Raw genomic sequence first — 20077 nt, 5'->3', positions numbered from 1 at the left:
TGAGCCGTATCACGAGGAAAGATACCCCAGGCACGTCGGCCCGGAATATCCGGACGCCTTATTTCAGCGTCGCCAGATAGGCGATGACGTTGTCGCGGTCCTTCTGGTCCTTCAGGCCGACGAACACCATCTTGGTGCCCGGTACCACGGCGCGCGGGTCGGTCAGGTAGGTGTCCAGCTCCTTGGCCGTCCACTCCTTGTTGGCGCCCTTCATGGCGGCGGAATAGTCGTAGCCTGGGGCGGTGGCGGACTTGCGGCCAATGATGCCATGCAGGCTGGGGCCCACCTTGTTCACGCCGGCGTCGATGGAATGACAAACCGCGCACTTCTTGAACACCACCTGGCCGGCGGCGGGATCACCATCCGCCAGGGCCGTTCCGGCCATTCCACCCGCGATGATCGTGGCGGCAACCGCCGCCCAAAATCCGATACGTCGCACCTTCCGCTCTCCTTTACCTGGTCTCTGGTCGTCGTGAACTTTTGAACTCAGGGAGCCCCCGGGGATGCCGGGGGTGTCAGCGCCGTGGCGGTGGCCAGGGGCAACCCGGCGGCACGCCAGCCGTCAACGCCGTCCGGGTACCAGGCGACATTGGTATAGCCATAACCGGCGGCACGCTTGGTAGCATTCCAGCTCATCCAGCACTCGGGCAGACAATAGAACACCAGCGGCCGGTTCTTGTCGCCCCCGCTTAAAGTCGCAAGTTGTTGCTTAAACCAGTTTTCCAGCGCCGGAGCCAAATCTCCCCGCCCGACATCGGGCAGCCACGCGCTGCCCGGCAGGTCACCGTGGGGCAGGGGCATCCAGGGCGATCCCGGCGCCATACCGGCTGGCCGCCGGGGGGCTGGCAGCACGTCCACCAGCACCACCCGGGCCCCCTCCCGCGCCAGCAGATCCTGAAGGGCGGCGGTGGTCAGCACACGGCCGCCCGCCACCGTCGCCGGCACCGGCGCCCGGTAATCATCCAGGCGATAGCCCGGCGGTTCCGGCACTGTCGGAACCGCTTGCGCCAATGTCCCGCCTGTCGGCAGGGCGGTCATCAGGCCCGCCAAGCCAGCCGCCAGCAGCGCCCTCATGGTTTGGCGCCGGCGGCCCCCGGCAAGGACGCGGGGATGGGCTTGTTCTGCTCATCCAACAACGGGATGCCATAGTCCGCCAGCAGCTTGTCGACCTCGGCCCGATGGCGCTGCAGGGCCTGATCCACCGAGCGGCGCCATTCCGGCTCATTGGCGCGCACACCCATGGCGATGCGGAAATCCAGCCGGTTGCCGTCCCCCTCGGGGTCCAGGAAGGCGGCCTTCAGCGGCAGCTTGTCCTGCTTGATGTAATAGCCGGCGATGGGGCCCCACAGCAGGGCGACGTCGATCTTGCGGTCGGCCAGATCCTGCAGCATGGCGCGCGAGGGCGACTCATACCGCGTGTCCACCGTCAGGGCGTAGGAAGTGGTGTGCGCCATCAGGTTATGGCGCAGCAGCAGGTCGGTGGGCGGCGTCGCGGCCACCAGGCCGAAGCGCTTGTCGGCCAGACTGGGATCGCCGACCGAGGTGGCGGTGATGCCGGCGTCCGCCCGCGTCACGATCATGTAGCCGCTATGGTAATAGGCGTTGGTGTTGTCCATCAGCGGGTCGCCGGCCACCGTGCCCATGACCAGGTCGCACTGGCGGGCGCGCAGGGTGTTGCGCACGAAGCCCATGACTTGGGGGAACCAGACATAGCTGACGGGCAGCTTCAGATCCTGGCCGATGATGGCGGCGATCTTGTTTTCGAACCCCTCGCCCTTCTGATTGGAATAGGGCATGTCGTTGGGGTCGGCGCAGACGCGCAATTCGGTGCGGGACACCAGCTCGGCCGTCTGGGCCAGGGCTTGGGATGCGGGCAGGGCCAGCGGCAGGAGCGCCGCCAGCGCCAGGCGGAAGGCCGTTTTCATGAGGGTGCCGCCGTTGTTCTCAGTCCCCGATGCGCTGCGGCCGGCCGCGGCCGATGGCGCCATCGGACCGGGCCTTCAGATAGCCGTAAATGTCGTCCAGGTAGTTCGCCACGTCCTCCGTCGTGCCGAAGGACGGCATGACGTTGTTGTTGGCGGTGTTCACGTTCTTGCGGCCGTTGATCACCGTCTCGGCGAAGGTGTCGTAGTCCATGTGCTTCAGGCTGTCGGTCAGATCCGGGGCGTAGGAACTGCCGGCCCCGTCAGGACCATGGCACCGCATGCAGGACTTGCCATAGCGGCGATAGCCGTTGTAGGTGCCGGGATCGACCTTGCCGCCTTCGACCTTATAGGGTTTGGCCTCGGCCGCCACCTTGGTGGCGGTGGGCGCGCTGCCGTCGGCGGCGCCGGCGGCGACGCTGAAGGGCAGGGCCAGGAGGGTGACGGCAGCGGCCAGCGCCAAGCGTTTCGGCATCAGTCGGACCTCTTTTCGCGGAGTGTGGAGTCCAGGCATGGGTGCTTTGGCTCAAGGGGCAAAGAAGCCCCGCCTGAGGGGTGACCCCCAGGCGGGGCTTTAGAAGGAGAGAGGGGTTACGGTAGGGCGAAGACGGTGAGCACACCGCCCAGCTGGGTGTAGTTGGCCAACTGCTTGTAGGCGCCGACGGCGCCCAGGCCATCGGTGTCGCCGCCCAAGCCGGCGGCCATGCCGATGCCGGCCCAGCCGCCGACACCGGACAGCACGGCGACGTACTGCTTGCCGCCATGCTCATAGGTTGAGACGTTGCCGATGATCCCCGACGGCGTCTTGAACTTGTACAGTTCCTTGCCGGTCTTCATGTCGACCGCCTTCAGGTAGCCCTCCAGCGTGCCGTAGAAGGCGACGCCGCCGGCCGTGGTCAGGGCGCCCGACCAGACGGAGAAGGTTTCCTTGTTGGACCAGACGATCTTGCCGGTGCTGGCGTCCCAGGCGATGAAGTTGCCGAGGTTGGTCTCACCCTTGGGCGGGAACATGGACAGGGTGGCGCCGACATAAGGCTGGCCGGCGGTGTAGGACACCTTGAACGGCTCGTAATCCATGCAGACATGATTGGTCGGCACGTAGAACAGGCCGGTGTCCGGCGAGTACGAGGCCGGCTGCTGATCCTTGCTGCCCAGGGCCGCCGGGCAGACGCCCTTGGTGTTGTGGTCCTCGCCGTTCTTGTCGGTGCTGTACTGCGCCACGACTTCCGGCCGGCCGGTCTTCATGTCCACATGCGTGGCCCAGTTGACCGCCGGGTCATACTTCTCCGCCACCAGCAGCTCGCCGGTCTCGCGGTTCATGGTGTAGGCGAAGCCGTTGCGGTCGAAGTGGACCAGCGCCTTGACGGGCGTGCCCTTCACCTTGATGTCGGCCAGGATCATCTCGTTGACGCCGTCATAGTCCCACTCGTCATGGGGCGTCATCTGGTAGACCCACTTGGCCATGCCCGTGTCGGCGTCACGGGCGAAGATGGTCATGGACCACTTGTTGTCGCCGGGGCGCTGCTTGGGATTCCAAGTCGAGGGGTTGCCCGAGCCGTAGTAGATCAGGTTCAGGGCGGGGTCGTAGCTGGTCCAGCCCCAGGTGGCGCCGCCGCCCGTTTTCCACTGGTCGCCCTGCCAGGTCGACAGGGACGAGTTGGCGCCGATGGGCTTGCCCAGGCTGGTGGTCTTCTGCGGGTCGACCAGGATCTGGTCGTCCGGGCCGACGGAGTAGGCCTTCCACGCGACGGAACCGTCCTTCAGGTTGTAGGCCGTCATGCGGCCCTGCACGCCGAATTCGCCGCCGCTGATGCCGACCAGCACCTTGTCCTTCACGATGACGGGCGCGCCCGTCATGGTCTCGCCCTTCTTCGGATCGCCGTTGGCGACCTTCCACAGTTCCTTGCCGGTCTTGGCGTCCAGGGCCACGACGTTGGCGTCGGCCTGGTTCAGGATGATCTTGCCGTCACCATAGGCGACGCCGCGGTTCACGGTGTCGCAGCACATGACGGGGATGACGGTCGGGTCTTGCTTGGGCTCGTACTTCCACAGAATGCGGCCGGCGTTGTTCAGGTCCAGCGCGTACACCACGTTGGGGAAGGGGGTGTGGACGTACATGACGTCGCCCACGACCAGCGGGCCGCCTTCATGGCCGCGCAGCACGCCGGTGGAGAAGGTCCACACCGGGCGCAGTTCCTTCACGTTGGCGGTGGTGATCTGTTTCAGGGCGCTATAGCGCTGATTGGCGTAGTCGCCGGCTTGCATGACCCATTGCTTGGGGTCCTTGCTCGCCTTGGACAGTTCGTCGTTGGCCAGCGACGGATGGCTGGCCAGCAAGCTGGCCGCCACGAGGGCGGTCCAGGACAACAACACCTTCTTCCGCTGATTCATCTCATTTCCCTCCCTGGGGATTGGCCGGTAGGTCCGGTTCGATTGGTGTCCGCCTGGCCGGCGGATGGGCGACGCGATTAGGCTGATCATGGTCAGGTAGCCCGCCGGACGCGGCAGGCGTCCAGGCCGGGACCTGGTGACGGAACGCATAGGGACGGCGCACCGGGCGGATGCGCGTCGGGCCGGCCAGACCCCGCCGGGTCCGGCCGGTGATGGCGTGGGCGTCAGACGTCCGCGCAGGCGTAGCAGTTGATTTCCATGCCGAGCGCGATCTCGGTGACGATGGGCTTCTTCCAACGCATGGGGGCTCTCCTCAGAAGGTTAAGGATAGGTCCCTTCGGACCGGTTTCCATCCCGCTTGTTCCCATCCCGTCCAGGGCCGCTAACCGCCGCGGACAATCCCGTCTTCACCCTTGCCGCCCGCCATCGGCGCGCCGGCCCGTGGGTGGACGTCGATCGCGCCTGATTCCGCGATGCCAGGAATACCGTTGAAACCAGGCTGCGGTCGGCCAAAAGAGGCGAACGGGGTGCCGACCACCGGTCACGCCGCAGGCCCATGATCACGCGGGAACTTCGACTCTGCCAGTTCTTCGTCTTTGCTGGCCCGCCAGGTCTGTCCCGCCGGGCCGTTCCTCTCCTGGGTGCCGTTCCTTTCAGCCTTCCCTTTGCAACTTCAAAGGTAAAGGGCCACCGTTCGGCTTGCTGCCCATCTTCAAGAAGCCCGTCCCGGGTGCCAATTGTACTTTGGTACAAGGGTAATTTCAAACCCATCCGGTACCCGCCAAGGTAGTGCCGGCGCCTCCCCCGCAGCCCCGATAAAGCTGAATAATCAAATAATTATGCTCACGCACGCGATGGCGTGGGCCCGGTTGCCGCCGGATGGTGGCCTAACCCTCTCAGGCACTAGCCGGGTTGATCGAGATCGACTATCGTCACCGTCGAGGAAACGCCGAATTATAATCGCCCGCCAACGAGGCGACGCATGCCGCAAATAATCATTGCCGATGACCATCCCATGGTGCGGGGCGCCCTGGCCCTCGCCGTGGAGTCCGCGTTTGACCAGCCTGAAATCCTGGAGTGTGCCCACCTCGCGGGCGTCATGCAGTTGCTGGAGTCCATCGGCGTCGCCGACCTCCTGCTGCTGGACTTGCGCATGCCCGGCGTGGACGGGTTCGAGGGGCTGGTGCGCATCCGCAGCCAATTCCCGGCCACCCCGGTGGTGGTGATCTCCGCCCTGGAGGACCCGCGCCTGGTGCGTGAGGCCCTGGCCCTGGGCGCCATGGGCTTCATCCCCAAATCGACGCCACGGGCGGAGATCGTGGCCGCCCTGGTCCTGGTGGCCGCTGGCGGCACCTACCGCCCCGACGACCTGGCGCTGGCCGAGCCCGCGCCCGATCCCAAGGGGCGGGCGGCGGATGATGATTTCCTGCAGCGGGTCCTGACGCTGACGCCGCAGCAGCGCCGCGTGCTGCAGCTGCTGGGCACGGGCAAGCTGAACAAGGAAATCGCCTATGACCTGGACATCGCCGAAACGACGGTGAAGGCCCACGTCTCGAGCATCCTGCACAAGCTGCGTGTCTACAGCCGGACCCAGGCCGTGGTCATGGCCGGCCGCCTGCACTTGGACAGCTTCGCCGACGTGGCCGAGGGATAGGCGATCCCGCGCGGTTCGCGTAATCCACGTCCGTCTTGGCCGATGGGCTCTACCAGATGATTTTCCGGATGACGCAGCTCGTCTGCCCATAGCCGCCGAAGTTACTGATGGCGCCTGATGTGTCGAACCCCACTTCGACGGGCTGGTTGGTGCTCTTCGATGTCAGGAAGATGGCGAGCGCCTTTTGCGGATCCACATCCCCGCCGTTTTGAACGTAGAAATAGGAATAAGGGCCCCACACGCAGGCGGCGGGAACGCCCGTCGGCTGCCCGGACACGCGAACCCACAATTGGTCGCCGCCCGTCGATGTGAAGCCCGTCATGATGTTCTGTATGGTCATGACCGCCGATCCTTCCACGGCCTTGGCCGGTGACGTGCCGATCATGACGGCCAGCGCCACGGGGAGACCGGACAAAGCAAATTTACCAACCCTCGCCAACATCCCCCTGTTCTCCACCCTATAGAAGACGACCTCATTCCCCTCTATAGGGCAGCGGACCCCGAATGGCACGCGCCAATAGCGGCTCTGACAACGTTTCGCCTTTAAGTCGGCTCTGGCCCGGCGTTGCAAGGGAACAGAAGTTTCGTTCGTCGATTTGATGAGATGGAGACATCCCGCTCGTGAAGGAGACGCGCCGTGGCCGAGCAGCACAGCGAAGCCGACGCCTATGGCAGCATGGCCGGGCAGCATGGCCAGTGGCCGGAGAATTTCATCCTGCATGGCTTGAGCTGGGTGCCAAACAATCCGCGGCTGCATGTCCTGATTTACCGGGGCATGGTGCCCGTGGGCGATGGCGAACCGGCGGTGGTGTTCGAGGCGTTATTCCAGCGCAACGGCTGGCCCGCGCGCTGGCGGGACGGCATCTACGACTACCACCACTATCATTCGTCGGCGCATGAGGTTCTGGGCTTCGCCTGCGGTCATGCGGAACTGGTGTTGGGGGGCCCCAGCGGCCGCCTCGTCGTGGTGCGTGCCGGCGACGTGGTTGTGTTGCCGGCCGGCACGGGCCACTGCCGCGCCAGCGCCAGCGAGGATTTTCTGGTGGTGGGCGGCTACCCGCCGGACCAGGACTGGGACATCCGGCGCGAGGCGCCGACCCCGGCGGAGGTGGAGCGAATCGCCAACCTGCCCTTCCCACCGTCCGATCCCGTCACCGGGGCCAACGGGCCATTGACGCAGCTGTGGACGCCCACGCCTGGCTACCAGATGTGAATACGGTCGGCCGACGTGACAGACATCGGTCTTCCGCTGAAACTGCGCGCTGGTCGTCATAAAGGTGATGACGTCGCGCTCGGTTCAGGGTCGCATCGCCTAAATCGTGAATCCCACCACAAACCAAAATATCATCTGATATCCGCAACGGCCCGGCCTTGGTAATGCCGTAGCAGCCGCGGGCACAGGATTTCCAGCCGCGCGTCGGTCTCGGGCTCGCGCGGCTTGTCGCGCCACCGGTCGGTCACGCCGGGGCCGCGGGCGTGGCCGAAGACCACGTCCATGGTTTCCCGCAGTGCCGGCTCCGCCTCCCACAGCGCCCGCAGCAGGTCGTTGTAGTCGCGGCGAAAGGTGTAGTGCGTCTCGTCCAACGGCCAGCCCAGGTCGGTCAAGGCCTTGAACACCGACGGGTCGCGAGCCACGAAATCCTCATAGTGGATGACGGCGTCGAACAGCTGGCGCCGCGCGGCGAACAGCTGGTCCAGGATCAGGAACTTCTCATCCATCAGGCCGGAATGGTGGCGGTAGTTCGCCTTCGCCAGGCTGGCATGATTGTCGCGGGGGTCGCGCAGGAACAGCACCACCTTGTCGGGGCGGAAGCGTTCCACGTGGGTCGCTAGGGGATAGGCCGTGGTCACCACCGCCTTGGCCACGAAGTCGGCCGTGGTGGTCACGCGCGGGGCGGCGAAGTTGTTGGGAATGTCGGCCAGGGCCACGCAGCCCGGCCGTTCCGCCAGCGCGCGCGTGAAGGCGGTGGCGCCGCTGGACTGCATGCCGTGGATCAGCAAGCGCATGTCACACCGCCTCCTGCATGGGTTGGCGAAGCCAGTCCTCGGTCAGTTCCGCGGTGATGAAGACATAGCGGCGGGTGTGCGGCGTGGGGTGGCGCGGGCTGACGCCGTGCAGCGCGTGCAGGCTTTGGGGAAAGATCACCAGCCGGTTGGCGGCATAGGGCACGGTCAGCACCGCCTCCACCGCCGTCTCGGGCAGGGCGTAGTCCGCGATGCGGCCCCTGGGCCCGTCCCGCCAGCGGTACAGGACCAGGTCGCCGCCCGGTGCGTCATCGTCGGGGGCCCGCATGTAGAACAGGCAGGAGAACAGGCGGTTGGGCGTGTCGAGATGCGGCCCGCGTGAGGAGGACGGCTGGCCGCGCACGGGCGTGTTGATCTCCATGCGGGCGTCCTGGTGGATACGATACGGTCCCGATGACGTCAGGCGCCGCAACCCGGTGCTGTGCCCCGTCAGGCGACCATCCAGCGCCGTCAGCAAGGCGGGATCCCAATAACCGTCGAACAGGGCCGCGACCTCCGCCAGGAAGGCGGGGCCGGCGTGATGGTCGACGAATTCCTTCCAGGGGGCCGGCAGGTAGGGCGCTTGCAGGATCATGTCGGCCGACAGCTCGAAGCGCCGGTTGCTGGGCACTTCCTCCGGCGCGCAGGCCCAGCCCATGCGGGCGAAACCGGGAAAGCTGGCGCTCAGCTCCTGGTACAACCCGTCTTCCATGGGCCTATCGGCCACGATGTGGGGGAAGGGGTTGGTGCGGACGTCGGTGGGGCCGAGGCCGGCCAGAAGGGAACGCATGCGCGGCCGGGACCCTGCTTCAAGCGTGAAAACGGCCCCGCAGGCATATCGCCGGTTGCGGCGGCGTGTCAACTCGGCGGGGGCTTCCGTGCCCTAACCCAGCATGCTGGACAGCAGCGCCCGCAGCTGCGCCGGATTCAGCGGCTTTTTCAGCATCCAGTACTGGTGCTGCTTCACCTGGGCCTCGACCTCCGGCGTGTGGTCGGCGGTGACGATGATGGCGGGCGGGGCCATGCCGGCGCTGGTGGCGATCGCCTGGCGCAGGCGGCTGACCTCATCGGGGCCGGTGCGGCCGTCGCCCAGGTGGAAGTCGGCGATCAGGGCGTCGGGGGGACGGGGCAGCCGTCCCAGCACCTCCAGCGCCTCCTCGCCCGTTGACGCCACCGCCGCCTCGCAGCCCCAGGTGGACAGCAGCGCCTGCATGCCCATCAACGCGCTGGGCTCATCATCCAGGACCAGGACCAGCGTGCCGTCCAAGGGGCGGGCGCCGCCATCGCCGGCGACGCGGCGGGTCACGGCCGAGGCGGTCATGGTGCCCAATGGCACGGCGACTGAGAAAATGGATCCGCGGCCGACCATGGACCGGGTCTCCACCGTCACGTCCAGCACCTTTGCCACGCGGCGCACGATGGCCAGCCCCAGGCCCATGCCCCGGCCGGCGGCGCGGGTGCGCCCTTCGCCCGAGGTGGTGCCGCCCAGCATGGGCCCACGATGCAGCTGATGGAATTCCTTGAAGATCTCGTCCAGCTGGTCGGTCGGGATGCCGGGGCCGCTGTCCCATACTTCGATGCGCAGGGTGTCGCCCCGCCGGCGGCAGCCCAGCAGCACGCCACCCCGCTGGGTGTAGCGCACGGCGTTGGACAGGAAGTTCTGCACGATGCTGCGCAGCAGGCGGATGTCGCTGCGCACCACGGCCCGCGAGGGCACGTAGCGCAGGACCAGCCCCTGCTCCTGCGCCAGCACCTGGTGCTCGGTGGACAGCGGCCCCAGCAGGCTGCCGATGGGGAAGTCCACGATCTCCGGCGACACCGCGCCGGCATCCAGCTTGGAGATGTCCAGCAGGGCGTCCAGCAAGCCCTCCACGGCGCTCAGCGACACATCGATGTTGTCGATCAGCGAACGGTTCTTGCGCGTATGCTCCAGTTCCGCCAAGGCGGATACGAACAGGCGGGCGGAATTCAGGGGCTGCAACAGGTCGTGGCTGGCGGCGGCCAGGAACTTGGTCTTGGACAGGTTGGCCTGCTCCGCCTCCACCTTGGCGGATTGCAGGGCGCGCTCCACCTCCCGCCGCTCGGCGATCTCCTGCTGCAGCTGGCGGTTCAGGGACGTGAGCGCCGCGGTGCGCTCGGTCACCCGCCGCTCCAGCGTCTCGTTCGCCTCCTTGATGGCGGCGTCGGCGCGGCGCCGCTCCGTCACGTCCTGCATCAGCGTGAACAGGCCCAGGATCACCCGCTTCTGGTCGGCGCTGGGCAGGCCGATGTGGGGTACGAAGGTGACGTGGGCATAGCGCGGCTCCGCCAGGTGGTCGGGGTCCGCGGTGGGCGTCAGCTCCACCTCGAACGACACGACCTGGCCGGCCAGGGCCTGGCGGATATAGGCGCGGCTGCGCTCATAGAAGGCCGGGGCCAGCACGCTGCGCATGCGCCGGCCCAGGATGGCCGTCTCCGGCCGCCGCAGCCATTGCCGGTAGGGGGCGTTGACGAACTGGTAGCGCTCGTCCGCGTCGGCGTAGGCGATCAGCGCCGGCATGGCGTCGGTCACCAGGCGGATGCGCCGCTCGCTGTCGCGCAGCGCCTCTTCGTTGCGCTTGCGCTCCGTGATGTCGGTGAAGGTCAGGACGAAGCCGCCATCCGGCATGGGATTGCGCTCGATGTCCAGCACCCGGCCGTTGAACCAGGTCTGCTCCAGCCGCAGCGGCAAAGGATTGTTCTGGGGGTCCAGGAAACGCGGCTCGCTGATGCCATGGGTCAGCAGGCCGTCGTTGAAACGCTGGAAATCGGCGAAGACGGCACCGCGCCGGACGCAACGGGGCGTCAGGTCCAGCAGGCGCACGAACTCGTTATTCCAGGCCACCAACGCCAGCTGGGCGTCGTACACCGCCACCCCCTGGAAGATGTTGTCCAGGGTGGCCTGCAGCAGGGTGGTCTTCTGCGCCAGCGCCGCCTTCCATTGCAGCGTCTCCCGCCGCTTCAGGGCGGTGATGTCGGTGTAGATGGCGACCACGCCGCCGTCGTTGGTGCGCTTCTCGTTGATCTGCATCCAACGGCCGTCGCTCAGGGCGTGGACGGTGGGCCCCTGGCATTCGGCGTGCTGGCGCAGGCGGCGGCGCACCCAGCCGTCGGGATCGCGATAGGCGTCCAGGACGCTTTTGCGCTGGACCGCCAGATGCACCATGTCGCTGAACGACATGCCGGGATGGACGTCGCCCGCCATGCCCGGCCAGAAGCTGAGATAGTCCTGATTGAACAGCACCAGCCGGTCATCGGCATCGAACAGCGCGAAGCCGCCGCTGACCGCCTCGATCGCGGTGAACAGGCGCAGGCGGGCGGTTTCCGCCTGCTCCCGCGCCTTGGCGGCTTCCTGATAGGACCGTTCCAGATCAACCAGCGCCTCTTCCAGTGACTGGGTGCGCGACCGGACCTGGTCCTCCAGGCTGATGGCGGTTTGGAACAGGGAGAAGGCCGAGCCCTGGCCGTCCACATGGCGCTCCACCCGGTCCATCAGGGCCTGGTTGATGCGCGTCAGCTTCGCCACCTGCTGTTCCAGATCGGCGACGCGGCGCGCCGCGTCCGCGTCGGCGGGTTCCGGGGTGGATCGCGCCGCCGCGTCCTGGTTGGCGGGCAGGGGCTTGCGGACGATCATGTTCCACCGATGGCGACGCCGGTGAAGGTTTGGTTCACATGCATGGACATGTATTGCTCGCCGTAGGTGCAGAAGCCGGTGACGCGGTGGGCGACGAACAGGTCCGACACGGCGGCCTTCAGGCTGCGCTGCTCTGTCTCCAGATTGCGCAGCACGCAGTCGAATCCGACGATGGCGTCCAAGGGGCCGGTCTCCCGCTCCAGGCGACGGAACAGTTCATGGAGATTTTCCACAATATCGATGCCGCGCGCCACCGTGAGCACCAGACCTTCGTCGATGGCGCAGTAGAAGGTCAGGCTGTTGTCCGGGTTCACCTTCTGGATGGCGCGCACATGGTATTGCCCGCCCACCCGCACCACCACCGGGTGGGCAGCGAAGATCTTCGGCGTCAGCGCCTCGTGCGACAGACCGACCAGCCGGGCGTATTCCAGGGCCGCGGGCTCGGCGTTGATTTCGAACACGCGGCGGGACTCCAGGTCGGCGCCGGTCACCACCATCTTGTGCTCCGTCGGCACGAAGTGCTCCGTCTTGAAGACGGAAAATCGGCGCCGCGTGGTCATCAGCAGCAGGATGGCGGCATCGCTGACGCAGCGGCCCCCATGCAGCACGACGGTGGATTTGAAATCCAGCCCGTCGCCGGCCGACCCGCCGATCAGCGGCAAGCCCGCCAGGGCGTTGCCGATGGCGCTGACCAGCTGTTCCTCCCGCGTCGACAGGCCGTCGACCAGCAGCAGGCCGAAGCCGGGCCGTCCCTGGGCCTGGGCGTGGCGCTGGGACACCAGCTGGTGCGTGAGTTCGATGGTGTTGGCGATCTGGAACTGGCTCAGGCCTTCAAACAGGGCGGAATGGACCATGAAGTCCTCCGCCGGGAAGCTGATGCCGCTGAGGCCGTTGCTGATGTAGCCGAAGGGCGTGATCTCCCCCGCCGTGGTGCAGCCGAAGACGGGCGTGGATCCGAACGCTTCCTTCAGGGCGGCCAGCATGTCCCCCCGGTCATAGGCGGGGGAGAAAAAGACCAGGACGCATGCCGCGTCCCCGCCGTCGCCGATCTGCCGGCGCAGCTCCGCCACCGCCGCCCGGGCGTCCGTCTTGTCCGACCCGCCCCGGCGCACGGGTATGGTGGGGCCGTCGACGTCACGCGCCGACGCAGGGGCGCGCGGCGAGGTGACGGGGAAAGGGGGCAGGGGCGGCAGCGAGGACGGTGGCGTCCTGCCGTTCACCCCGAGCCCGTTCATCGCAGACGGGGCCGTGGTTGACCGCGTCGCGGCCTTTCGTTTCGGTGCGGATATGGTGCCGGGCCCGTCGGGGGGCGGGTCTTGGCACCAAGGAGTTTTCCCGGGTGGGGAAGATTCCCACGGGATTGGCCGCTTTGGGATTGGCCGCTGTCGCCAGGCTTGGTCTTCATGGGTCCATCCGGGTGCCGTTCGGCGGCCGGAAAGGGTCGCATACGAACCGCGCCCATGATTCATAGGCTTGTGCCAGCGTGCGCAACCGGTGGGAAACCCGCAACGGTTCTTTAGTTCTATTGCGCGGACAAGGCAAACGACTTCAAGTTTCGAAGTAAGGTGGGGCCCAGAAAGACCCCGCCAAACAGCAGGGAAATGATCGGCGCGCGGAAACTTCCGCCGAATGGCGTTTTATTGCCATGACCACCGGGCCGACACCCTGCAAATATAAGCCGGGAGGAAACAAGAATGAAATCCAAGCGGATGGCATTGTTTCTGGGCGTAACCGCGATCAGCGGCCTGGCATGTCTGCCGGGATCCATGGCGAAAGCCGACACCACCGACGATCTTCTGGCCAAACTGTTGGCCAAAGGCATCCTGTCCCAGCAGGAATACGATCAGCTGAAACAGCGCAAGGCGGTCGAGACGCCGCCCCCACCCCCGCCAGCGGCCGTGGCCAGCGCCAGCGCCGCGGCGGTGGCCGCCGTGCCGCCGCCCGATCCCTATGCCGTGCGCAGGACGGAAAAAGGCATCGGTCTGCATGTCGGCCCGGTCGACGTCACCCTGTCGGGTGAGATCAACGGCTTCTACGTCCATGACAGCCCGGACAGCGTGGCGCCCAACCACGTCGTGGCGGGCGGCTTGGCGGCGGTGGGCAGCAGCGAGAACTCCTCCCTGCGCAACGGCCTGCTGCCCGGCAACTTCGCCGTGGAGCTGAAGACCCAGCAGGACGGCTTCGACATCGTGGCCCATTTCGGCATGTATCCCGGCCTGAACAGCGTGTCGGGGGTGGGCGGGGCCAATTCCGCCGGTGCCGCCCATGCCTTGGCGACCTCCGGCATCGATTTCCGCCAGCAGTACCTGACGGTGGGTACGCCCACCATGGGCACGGTCAAGGTGGGGCGCGACATCGGCCTGTTCGGCCAGCAGGCCATCCTGAACGACTTCACCCTGTTCGGCGTGGGGTCCACCGGCGGCAATGTGGCGCCGTCCAACACCTCGCTGGGGCGCATCGGCATCGGCTATGTCTATGCCGACTGGTTGCCCCAGATCACCTACACCACGCCCAACTTCAGCGGCTTCACCGCCTCCGCCGGCATCTTCCAGCCATTGGACGCCTTCAACTTCTCCGGCCAGTCGGGCACCCTGTCCGCCCATGATGACCCGCAGATCCAGGCGGGCGTGAACTATGAGCTGCCGGCCGACGTCAGCAGCCTGGTGAAGGCCCATCTGTGGGCCAACGTCGTCACCCAAAACCTGAAAAGCGTCGCCGGCACCGAGGCCCTGCCCCAGGGCCGCAGCCTGCGCGGCACGGGCTGGGACTTCGGCGCCAAGGTCGACATCGCGGATGCCGAGCTGGTGGCCTATGGCTACACCGGCGACGCGCTGGGCACCACCGGCCTGTTCTTCGACGGCGTCAGCGCCGCTGGCCAGGCGCGCAGCTCGGACGGTTACTATGTCCAGGGCAGCTACACCTTCTTCAAGAGGTTCACCCTATCCGGCAGCTACGGGCTGAGCCGCCTGGGCCTGGCCTCAGGCGAGGTCAACCCCTTGCTGGTGAAGACCAACGAATCCTGGGCCGCCGGCTGCAAATACAAGCTGACCAGTTGGGTCAACCTGATCTGTGAGTATGCCCACACCACCGCCACGGCCCACGGCGGCAACAAGGCTCAGGAGGATACGATCGCCGCCGGTGCCATCGCGTTCTTCTGATGGTTCCTGACTTCCCCCAACGGCTTGGCCCGCCTTGCGGAACAGCCGGGGGCGCGCAAGGCTTGACCCCGTAGGTGCCCGAGGCGGGCCTGTCTTCGCCGAAGGGATGAGGCGGCGCGTGGTCGCGGCAGCGGCTGTCGCCTTGACGCAAAGACGATTTAGAATTATTTTAAATATAGGAGCGGCCCTGTGGCCGTTCCTCAAAACCGGAGGAAATGTTATGAGCTGGAAGACTCCGAAGATCGTTGAGATCGCGCTGGGCATGGAAATCAACTGCTACGCTTGCGCGGAAGTGAAATAATAGATTCAACGACTTGGGGCCGCCGTTGGTCCTCCGGGCGACTGGTCCGGCCGGCCGCGACGGCCCCATGTGCTTTGGCTTGACGCCCAAGGGCCCATGCATATCCTTGTTCTCGGCGCGGCGGCCGGCGGTGGGTTTCCCCAGTGGAACTCACATGCCGAGGCTTGCCGGCGGGCGCGTGCCGGTGATCCGGCGGCGCGGCCCCGCACCCAGGCCTCGCTGGCGGTCAGCCGCGACGGCCGGCAGTGGTTCCTGCTGAACGCGTCGCCCGACCTGCGGCAGCAGATCGCCGCCAACCCGGCGCTGCACCCCAACCATGGCCTGCGTTCCACCCCTGTCGCCGGCGTGGTGCTGAGCGGCGGCGACGTCGACGTTATCGCCGGCTTGCTCAATCTGCGCGAACGGCAGCCATTCACCCTGCACGGCACCGCCCGCACCCTGGGCATCCTGGACGCGAACCCCATCTTCGAGGTGCTGGCCCGGGACGTGGTGGCGCGCCGCGCGTTGCCGCTGAATGAGCGTGTGCCGTTGACCGGCGGCGGCATCGGGGGTGCTGAGAGCGGTCTGTGGGTCGAACTGTTCCCTGTTCCCGGCAAGGTGCCCCTGTATCTGGAAGGCGGCGACGGCCCGCCCCCCATTGTGGAGGGGGAGGACACGGTGGGCGTGGCGGTGGACGATGGCGATCGCCGCTTCTTCTTCATCCCCGGCTGCGCCGCCATGACGCCGGCCTTGGCCGATCGCCTGCGGGGTGCCGATTTGGTGTTTTTCGACGGCACGCTTTATACCGATACGGAAATGATCGATGCCGGCCTTGGGAAAAAGACCGGCCTGCGCATGGGGCACATGAGCGTGGACGCCACACTGGCCGCCTTCGCCGATCTGGATGTGCGCCGCCGAATCTTCATCCACATCAACAACTCCAACCCCATCCTCGTGGATGACAGCCCGCAGCGCCGGGTGGTGGACCGGGCGGGATGGGAAGTGGCTTTTGACGGAATGGAAATCGCCTTATGACGACGGAGCCGCAGGATCGTGTCCTATCGCCGCAGGAATTGGAGGCCGCGCTGCGCGCCGTGGGGGCGGAGCGCTACCACAACCTGCATCCCTTCCATAAACTGTTGCACAGCGGGGCCCTGAACCGGGGCCAAGTCCAGGCCTGGGCCTTGAACCGCTATTATTATCAAAGCCGCATCCCGGCCAAGGACGCGGTGCTGCTGTCCCGCCTGCCGACGCCCGACCTGCGCCGCCTGTGGCGCAGCCGGCTGGAGGACCATGACGGCTTCCCGGGTGCCGACACGCCGGCCAACGGCGGCATCGAGCGCTGGCTGCGTCTGGCCACCGGGGTGGGGCTGGACCGCGCCTATGTCCAATCCACCGTCGGCATCCTGCCGGCCACCCGCTTCGCCGTCGACGCCTACGTCTCCCTGGTGCGGGACCGCAGCGTGCTGGAGGCCGTGGCCTCCTCCCTCACCGAGATGTTCTCCCCCACCATCATCGCCGAGCGCGTGTCGGGCATGCTGGCCAACTACGATTTCATCACCCAGGAAACCCTGGCTTACTTCACCCCGCGCCTGACCCAGGCGCCACGCGATGTGGACTTCGCGCTGGCCTATGTGAAGGAACATGCCCGCACGGCGGAACAGCAGCGCGGCGCCATCGCCGCCCTGACGGAGAAGTGCAACATCCTGTGGGCCCAGTTGGACGCCCTGCACTTCGCCTATGTCGAGCCTGGCTATATCCCACCCGGGGCCTTCGTGCCGGAAGGACGGAAGTGATGACGGAAGCCCTGGCGACGGAAGCGGTGGGTGAGGCGGCGGTGCCGCGTTTTGCCCGGGGCGTGAAGTTCCGCTTTGACGAGACCCGGCAAAGCTGGATGGTTTTGGCGCCGGAACGACTATTCCTGCCGGATGAGGCGGCGACCGAGATCCTGAAGCTGGTGGACGGTCAGCGCAGCCTGGGCGCCATCATCGACGATCTGGCCACCCGCTTCGACGTTCCCCGCGGTGAGATGGCGGGCGACGTGGGCGGCATGTTGCGCGATCTGGCCGAGAAAGGCGTGGTCCTGTTATGAGCCGTCCCCCTTCCCCTGCGCCCGCTTCTCCTGGGGTCGAGGCGCCGATGGGTCTGCTGATGGAGTTGACCCACCGCTGCCCCCTGCGCTGCCCCTATTGCTCCAATCCCGTGGAGCTGCAGCGGGCGGGGGAGGAGATGGACACGGCCACCTGGAAGCGTCTGCTGGGTGAGGCGGCGGCCCTGGGCATCCTGCAGGTGCATTTCTCGGGCGGCGAGCCCACGGCGCGCAAGGATCTGCCGGAGCTGGTGCGCCATGCCGCGTCCCTGGGGCTTTACACCAACCTCATCACCTCCGGCGTGCTGCTGGACGGTGCGTCGCTGGCCGTGCTGGCCGACGCCGGCCTGGACCATGTGCAGCTGAGCTTCCAGGATGTGGAGGTGGAGAGTGCCGAGCGCATCGGCGGCATGCCGGGCGCCCAGGCGCGCAAACTGGCGCTGGCCCGGCAGGTCACGGCCGCCGGCCTGCCCTTGACGTTGAACTTCGTCGTCCATCGCCAGAACCTGGACCGGCTTCCGCGGATGATAGACCTGGGGCTGGAACTGGGGGCCGCCCGCATCGAGGTCGCCCATGTCCAGTACTATGGCTGGAGCCTGATGAACCGCGACGCCCTGCTGCCCAGCCGGGCGCAATTGGACGCGGCCACGGCGGTGGTGGAGGCGGCACGGGTGCGGCTGAAGGGGCGCATGGTCATCGATTATGTGCCGCCCGACTATTACGCCGCGCGTCCCAAGGCCTGCATGGGCGGCTGGGCCCGGCGTTTCATGAACATCTCTCCCGCCGGCCTGGCTTTGCCCTGCCACGCGGCGGAGACGCTGCCCGGTTTCGACTGGCCATCGGTCGCCACCGGCTCGCTTGCGGCGGCCTGGTATGACAGCGAAGCCTTCAACCGCTATCGTGGCACCGCCTGGATGCCGGAACCCTGCCAGGGCTGCGAGCGCAAGGAGGTGGACTGGGGCGGCTGCCGCTGCCAGGCCTTCGCTCTGACCGGCGATGCCGGCCGCACCGATCCCGCCTGCGCCCTGTCGCCCGACCATGGCGTCATGCTGGCGGCGGTGCGGGCGCGGGGCGACGCCCCGGCCAAGTTCATTTACCGCCAGTACGGGCCGCCGCCCGCGCTGGCAAGGTCCGCCAACGCTCCTGCGGAGGAGGCATGGCCCGCCGAACCCTGATCCGGGCCGGTTTCCTGCTGTGCGCGGCGGCCGGTTTGCCGCTGTCGGCATCTTCATGGGCGAAAGACGCCTCCCTCATCCAGGTGGCGGCCGGCGTCTACGTGCGCTCCGGCGCGGTGCAGGACGCCACCGCCGCCAATGACGACGCCATCGCCAACGTCGGCTTCATCGTCGGGCATGACGCCGTGGCCGTCATCGATCCCGGTGGCAGCGCCGGGGATGGCGCCTGGTTGCGGGCGCGCGTCAAGGCGATCACCGGGCTGCCCATCCGCTATCTGATCTATACCCATATTCATCCCGACCATGTGCTGGGCGCCGTCGCCTTCGCGCCCGACCATCCAACGGTGGTGGCCCATGCCCGCTTCGCCGCCGCGTGGGCGGAGCGGGGCGCCTTCTACCGCCAGGGCCTGGCCCGCATCCTGGGCGGCGACCCGGCCCAAGCGGGCCCCAAGGCCGGCGACGCCTTGCCGCCCACCCAGGCTGTCGACACCGCCGCCGACATCGATCTGGGCGGCCGGACGCTGCACTTGGCGGCCTACGGCGCCGCCCACACCGACAGCGACTTGACCGTCTATGATGACCAGACACGGACCCTCTGGGCCGGCGACCTGCTGTTCCAGGATCGCATTCCGGCGCTGGACGGCAACCTGACCGGCTGGCTGAAGGTCCTGGACCAGCTGAAGGCCTTGCCGGCGGTGCGCGTGGTGCCCGGCCACGGCCCCGCCCAACTGCCCTGGCCGGCCGGGGCGGCGGATGAGGAACGCTACCTGACCACCCTGGCCCGCGACACGCGCGCCTTGCTGGCCAAGGGTGGAGACATCGATACGGCCGCCGCCACGGTGGGGCGGTCGGAAAAGGGCCGCTGGCGCCTGTTCGACGCCTACAACGGCCGCAACGCCATCACCGCCTTCAAGCAGCTGGAGTGGGAGGATCCGTCATGAAGTCCCGCCTGTTCGCCGCGCTGTTGCTATCCGTCCTGGCCGTCCCGCTTCAGGCCTGGGCGGAAGACCCGGCGGCCGACGCCGCCCGCTGGCAGGACCTGCGCCAGGCCCTGTTCGCCAACCACACCTTGACCCCCGCCAAGGGCCAAATCGCGCTGGTGGCGCCGGACAGGGCCATGGACGCGGCCCTGGTGCCGGTGACCCTGACCCTGGATCCCACACTGTCGCTGAAGGCCCTTTACCTGGTGGTGGACAACAACCCCGCCCCCCTGGTCGGCACCTTCCATTTCGGCCCCGCGGCCGTGCCGGTCCAGGTGAAGACCCGCGTCCGCGTGGACGCCTACACCCACATGCACGCCGTGGCGGAAACGACGGATGGTCGCTGGTTCGTGGCCGAGCGCTACGTCAAGGCCGCTGGTGGCTGTTCCGCCCCCGCCACCAAGGACGCCGTCCTGGCCATGGAACGCCTGGGCCAGATGCGCCTGAAGATGGTGGCGGATGGCCCGGCGGGCCTGCCCAAGGGCTCGGTCACGGCCCAGCTGCTGATCAGCCACCCCAATTACAATGGCATGCAGATGGACCAGGTGACCCGCAACTACACGCCCGCCCGCTTCGTCCGCGACGTCACGGTCAAAAGCGGCGACGCCCTGGTCTTCACCCTTGAGGCCGACATCTCGCTCAGCGAAGACCCCGCCCTGACCTTCAGCTACCGCCCCCAGGGCCCCCTGGCCGTCACGGTGCGCGACAGCACCGACGCTACCTTCAGCCACAGCTTCCAGGGTGACGACAAGGGGTGAAGGGGGCTTGAGGG

The 20077-nt window shown here is 67.2% G+C and carries 21 protein-coding genes; 10 read left to right on the top strand and 11 right to left on the bottom strand.

Annotated elements, in window-relative coordinates:
* Positions 1-58 precede the first annotated feature (58 nt).
* The 6 genes from UAA55_RS08185 to pqqA (UAA55_RS31240) form a co-directional block, all read right to left on the bottom strand.
* On the bottom strand, positions 59-439 hold the full coding sequence (locus UAA55_RS08185; RefSeq protein ID WP_322952191.1) for a c-type cytochrome: 381 nt from the start codon (positions 437-439) through the stop codon (positions 59-61).
* A gap of 47 nt (positions 440-486) precedes the next feature.
* Positions 487-1074 carry a PQQ-dependent catabolism-associated CXXCW motif protein gene (locus UAA55_RS08180; RefSeq protein ID WP_322952190.1) on the bottom strand — a complete coding sequence of 196 codons (588 nt, stop codon included), beginning with the start codon at positions 1072-1074 and terminating at the stop codon, positions 487-489.
* On the bottom strand, positions 1071-1925 hold the full coding sequence (locus tag UAA55_RS08175) for a substrate-binding domain-containing protein (RefSeq protein ID WP_145612111.1): 855 nt from the start codon (positions 1923-1925) through the stop codon (positions 1071-1073). Before UAA55_RS08175 ends, UAA55_RS08180 begins: the two co-directional genes overlap by 4 nt.
* Positions 1926-1944: 19 nt before the next feature.
* The gene (locus UAA55_RS08170) at positions 1945-2397 is read right to left on the bottom strand and encodes a c-type cytochrome (RefSeq protein ID WP_322952188.1); all 453 of its coding nucleotides are present in this window, start codon (positions 2395-2397) and stop codon (positions 1945-1947) included.
* Between the two features lie 116 nt (positions 2398-2513).
* A complete protein-coding gene (gene xoxF5, locus UAA55_RS08165) occupies positions 2514-4313 on the bottom strand; it encodes a lanthanide-dependent methanol dehydrogenase XoxF5 (protein ID WP_322952187.1) in 1800 nt (599 codons plus the stop codon).
* 224 nt (positions 4314-4537) lie between these two features.
* A complete protein-coding gene (pqqA, locus tag UAA55_RS31240) occupies positions 4538-4615 on the bottom strand; it encodes a pyrroloquinoline quinone precursor peptide PqqA (protein WP_100085352.1) in 78 nt (25 codons plus the stop codon).
* A gap of 680 nt (positions 4616-5295) precedes the next feature.
* On the opposite strand from pqqA (UAA55_RS31240), the gene UAA55_RS08160 reads away from it, so the two are divergent.
* Positions 5296-5967, top strand: a complete 672-nt coding sequence (locus UAA55_RS08160; RefSeq protein WP_322952186.1) for a response regulator transcription factor — start codon at positions 5296-5298, stop codon at positions 5965-5967.
* Positions 5968-6016: 49 nt separating this feature from the next.
* Here the strand turns inward: UAA55_RS08160 and UAA55_RS08155 are convergent, their stop codons facing one another.
* Positions 6017-6409, bottom strand: a complete 393-nt coding sequence (locus UAA55_RS08155) for a hypothetical protein (protein WP_322952185.1) — start codon at positions 6407-6409, stop codon at positions 6017-6019.
* Positions 6410-6604: 195 nt separating this feature from the next.
* Between UAA55_RS08155 and UAA55_RS08150 the strand changes: the two genes are divergently transcribed.
* Positions 6605-7180 carry a cupin gene (locus tag UAA55_RS08150; RefSeq protein WP_322952184.1) on the top strand — a complete coding sequence of 192 codons (576 nt, stop codon included), beginning with the start codon at positions 6605-6607 and terminating at the stop codon, positions 7178-7180.
* 131 nt (positions 7181-7311) lie between these two features.
* On the opposite strand, the gene UAA55_RS08145 is transcribed toward UAA55_RS08150, so the two are convergent.
* From UAA55_RS08145 to nosP, 4 genes are all read right to left on the bottom strand, one after another.
* The gene (locus tag UAA55_RS08145; protein ID WP_322952183.1) at positions 7312-7974 is read right to left on the bottom strand and encodes a hypothetical protein; all 663 of its coding nucleotides are present in this window, start codon (positions 7972-7974) and stop codon (positions 7312-7314) included.
* Position 7975: 1 nt separating this feature from the next.
* Positions 7976-8761, bottom strand: a complete 786-nt coding sequence (locus tag UAA55_RS08140; RefSeq protein ID WP_322952182.1) for a 2OG-Fe(II) oxygenase — start codon at positions 8759-8761, stop codon at positions 7976-7978.
* A 93-nt stretch (positions 8762-8854) separates the two neighbouring features.
* Positions 8855-11623: a hybrid sensor histidine kinase/response regulator gene (locus UAA55_RS08135; protein WP_322952181.1), complete on the bottom strand. Its 2769-nt coding sequence runs from the start codon at positions 11621-11623 to the stop codon at positions 8855-8857.
* A complete protein-coding gene (gene nosP / locus UAA55_RS08130) occupies positions 11620-12843 on the bottom strand; it encodes a nitric oxide-sensing protein NosP (protein WP_322952180.1) in 1224 nt (407 codons plus the stop codon). The genes UAA55_RS08135 and nosP overlap by 4 nt, the downstream gene beginning before the upstream one ends.
* 546 nt (positions 12844-13389) lie before the next feature.
* Here nosP and UAA55_RS08125 point away from each other — a divergent pair.
* From UAA55_RS08125 to UAA55_RS08095, 8 genes are all read left to right on the top strand, one after another.
* On the top strand, positions 13390-14781 hold the full coding sequence (locus UAA55_RS08125) for a porin (protein ID WP_322952179.1): 1392 nt from the start codon (positions 13390-13392) through the stop codon (positions 14779-14781).
* Between the two features lie 106 nt (positions 14782-14887).
* On the top strand, positions 14888-15082 hold the full coding sequence (gene pqqA / locus UAA55_RS31235) for a pyrroloquinoline quinone precursor peptide PqqA (protein ID WP_416235170.1): 195 nt from the start codon (positions 14888-14890) through the stop codon (positions 15080-15082).
* Positions 15083-15178: 96 nt separating this feature from the next.
* Positions 15179-16096 (top strand): pyrroloquinoline quinone biosynthesis protein PqqB, encoded by a 918-nt coding sequence (gene pqqB / locus UAA55_RS08120; protein WP_322952178.1) that lies wholly within the window; start codon positions 15179-15181, stop codon positions 16094-16096.
* The gene (gene pqqC / locus UAA55_RS08115; RefSeq protein WP_322952177.1) at positions 16093-16857 is read left to right on the top strand and encodes a pyrroloquinoline-quinone synthase PqqC; all 765 of its coding nucleotides are present in this window, start codon (positions 16093-16095) and stop codon (positions 16855-16857) included. Before pqqB ends, pqqC begins: the two co-directional genes overlap by 4 nt.
* Positions 16857-17153 (top strand): pyrroloquinoline quinone biosynthesis peptide chaperone PqqD, encoded by a 297-nt coding sequence (gene pqqD / locus UAA55_RS08110; RefSeq protein WP_322952176.1) that lies wholly within the window; start codon positions 16857-16859, stop codon positions 17151-17153. The genes pqqC and pqqD overlap by 1 nt, the downstream gene beginning before the upstream one ends.
* A gap of 47 nt (positions 17154-17200) precedes the next feature.
* On the top strand, positions 17201-18325 hold the full coding sequence (pqqE, locus tag UAA55_RS08105; RefSeq protein ID WP_322952175.1) for a pyrroloquinoline quinone biosynthesis protein PqqE: 1125 nt from the start codon (positions 17201-17203) through the stop codon (positions 18323-18325).
* Positions 18307-19266 (top strand): quinoprotein relay system zinc metallohydrolase 2, encoded by a 960-nt coding sequence (locus UAA55_RS08100; protein WP_322952174.1) that lies wholly within the window; start codon positions 18307-18309, stop codon positions 19264-19266. The genes pqqE and UAA55_RS08100 overlap by 19 nt, the downstream gene beginning before the upstream one ends.
* Positions 19263-20063: a quinoprotein dehydrogenase-associated SoxYZ-like carrier gene (locus UAA55_RS08095; protein WP_322952173.1), complete on the top strand. Its 801-nt coding sequence runs from the start codon at positions 19263-19265 to the stop codon at positions 20061-20063. The genes UAA55_RS08100 and UAA55_RS08095 overlap by 4 nt, the downstream gene beginning before the upstream one ends.
* Positions 20064-20077 lie beyond the last annotated feature (14 nt).

The organism is Nitrospirillum guanabarense (genome assembly GCF_034653355.1).
Lineage (GTDB): Bacteria > Pseudomonadota > Alphaproteobacteria > Azospirillales > Azospirillaceae > Nitrospirillum.
The sequence above is the reverse complement of the archived record's forward strand: the minus strand, read 5'-3'. Positions and strand labels throughout refer to the sequence as shown.

Excerpts from the sequence above, each read along its gene's own strand:
- UAA55_RS08180 (WP_322952190.1), bottom strand. The coding sequence starts at position 1,074 with ATGAGGGCGCTGCTGGCGGCTGGCTTGGCGGGCCTGATGACCGCCCTG.
- pqqB (WP_322952178.1), top strand. The coding sequence starts at position 15,179 with ATGCATATCCTTGTTCTCGGCGCGGCGGCCGGCGGTGGGTTTCCCCAG.
- UAA55_RS08140 (WP_322952182.1), bottom strand. The coding sequence starts at position 8,761 with ATGCGTTCCCTTCTGGCCGGCCTCGGCCCCACCGACGTCCGCACCAAC.
- UAA55_RS08160 (WP_322952186.1), top strand. The coding sequence starts at position 5,296 with ATGCCGCAAATAATCATTGCCGATGACCATCCCATGGTGCGGGGCGCC.
- UAA55_RS08175 (WP_145612111.1), bottom strand. The coding sequence starts at position 1,925 with ATGAAAACGGCCTTCCGCCTGGCGCTGGCGGCGCTCCTGCCGCTGGCC.
- UAA55_RS08095 (WP_322952173.1), top strand. The coding sequence starts at position 19,263 with ATGAAGTCCCGCCTGTTCGCCGCGCTGTTGCTATCCGTCCTGGCCGTC.
- xoxF5 (WP_322952187.1), bottom strand. The coding sequence starts at position 4,313 with ATGAATCAGCGGAAGAAGGTGTTGTTGTCCTGGACCGCCCTCGTGGCG.
- UAA55_RS08135 (WP_322952181.1), bottom strand. The coding sequence starts at position 11,623 with ATGATCGTCCGCAAGCCCCTGCCCGCCAACCAGGACGCGGCGGCGCGA.
- pqqA (WP_416235170.1), top strand. The coding sequence starts at position 14,888 with ATGAGGCGGCGCGTGGTCGCGGCAGCGGCTGTCGCCTTGACGCAAAGA.
- UAA55_RS08155 (WP_322952185.1), bottom strand. The coding sequence starts at position 6,409 with ATGTTGGCGAGGGTTGGTAAATTTGCTTTGTCCGGTCTCCCCGTGGCG.
- UAA55_RS08145 (WP_322952183.1), bottom strand. The coding sequence starts at position 7,974 with ATGCGCTTGCTGATCCACGGCATGCAGTCCAGCGGCGCCACCGCCTTC.
- pqqA (WP_100085352.1), bottom strand. The coding sequence starts at position 4,615 with ATGCGTTGGAAGAAGCCCATCGTCACCGAGATCGCGCTCGGCATGGAA.
- UAA55_RS08100 (WP_322952174.1), top strand. The coding sequence starts at position 18,307 with ATGGCCCGCCGAACCCTGATCCGGGCCGGTTTCCTGCTGTGCGCGGCG.
- pqqC (WP_322952177.1), top strand. The coding sequence starts at position 16,093 with ATGACGACGGAGCCGCAGGATCGTGTCCTATCGCCGCAGGAATTGGAG.
- pqqD (WP_322952176.1), top strand. The coding sequence starts at position 16,857 with ATGACGGAAGCCCTGGCGACGGAAGCGGTGGGTGAGGCGGCGGTGCCG.
- UAA55_RS08125 (WP_322952179.1), top strand. The coding sequence starts at position 13,390 with ATGGCGAAAGCCGACACCACCGACGATCTTCTGGCCAAACTGTTGGCC.
- pqqE (WP_322952175.1), top strand. The coding sequence starts at position 17,201 with ATGGGTCTGCTGATGGAGTTGACCCACCGCTGCCCCCTGCGCTGCCCC.
- UAA55_RS08170 (WP_322952188.1), bottom strand. The coding sequence starts at position 2,397 with ATGCCGAAACGCTTGGCGCTGGCCGCTGCCGTCACCCTCCTGGCCCTG.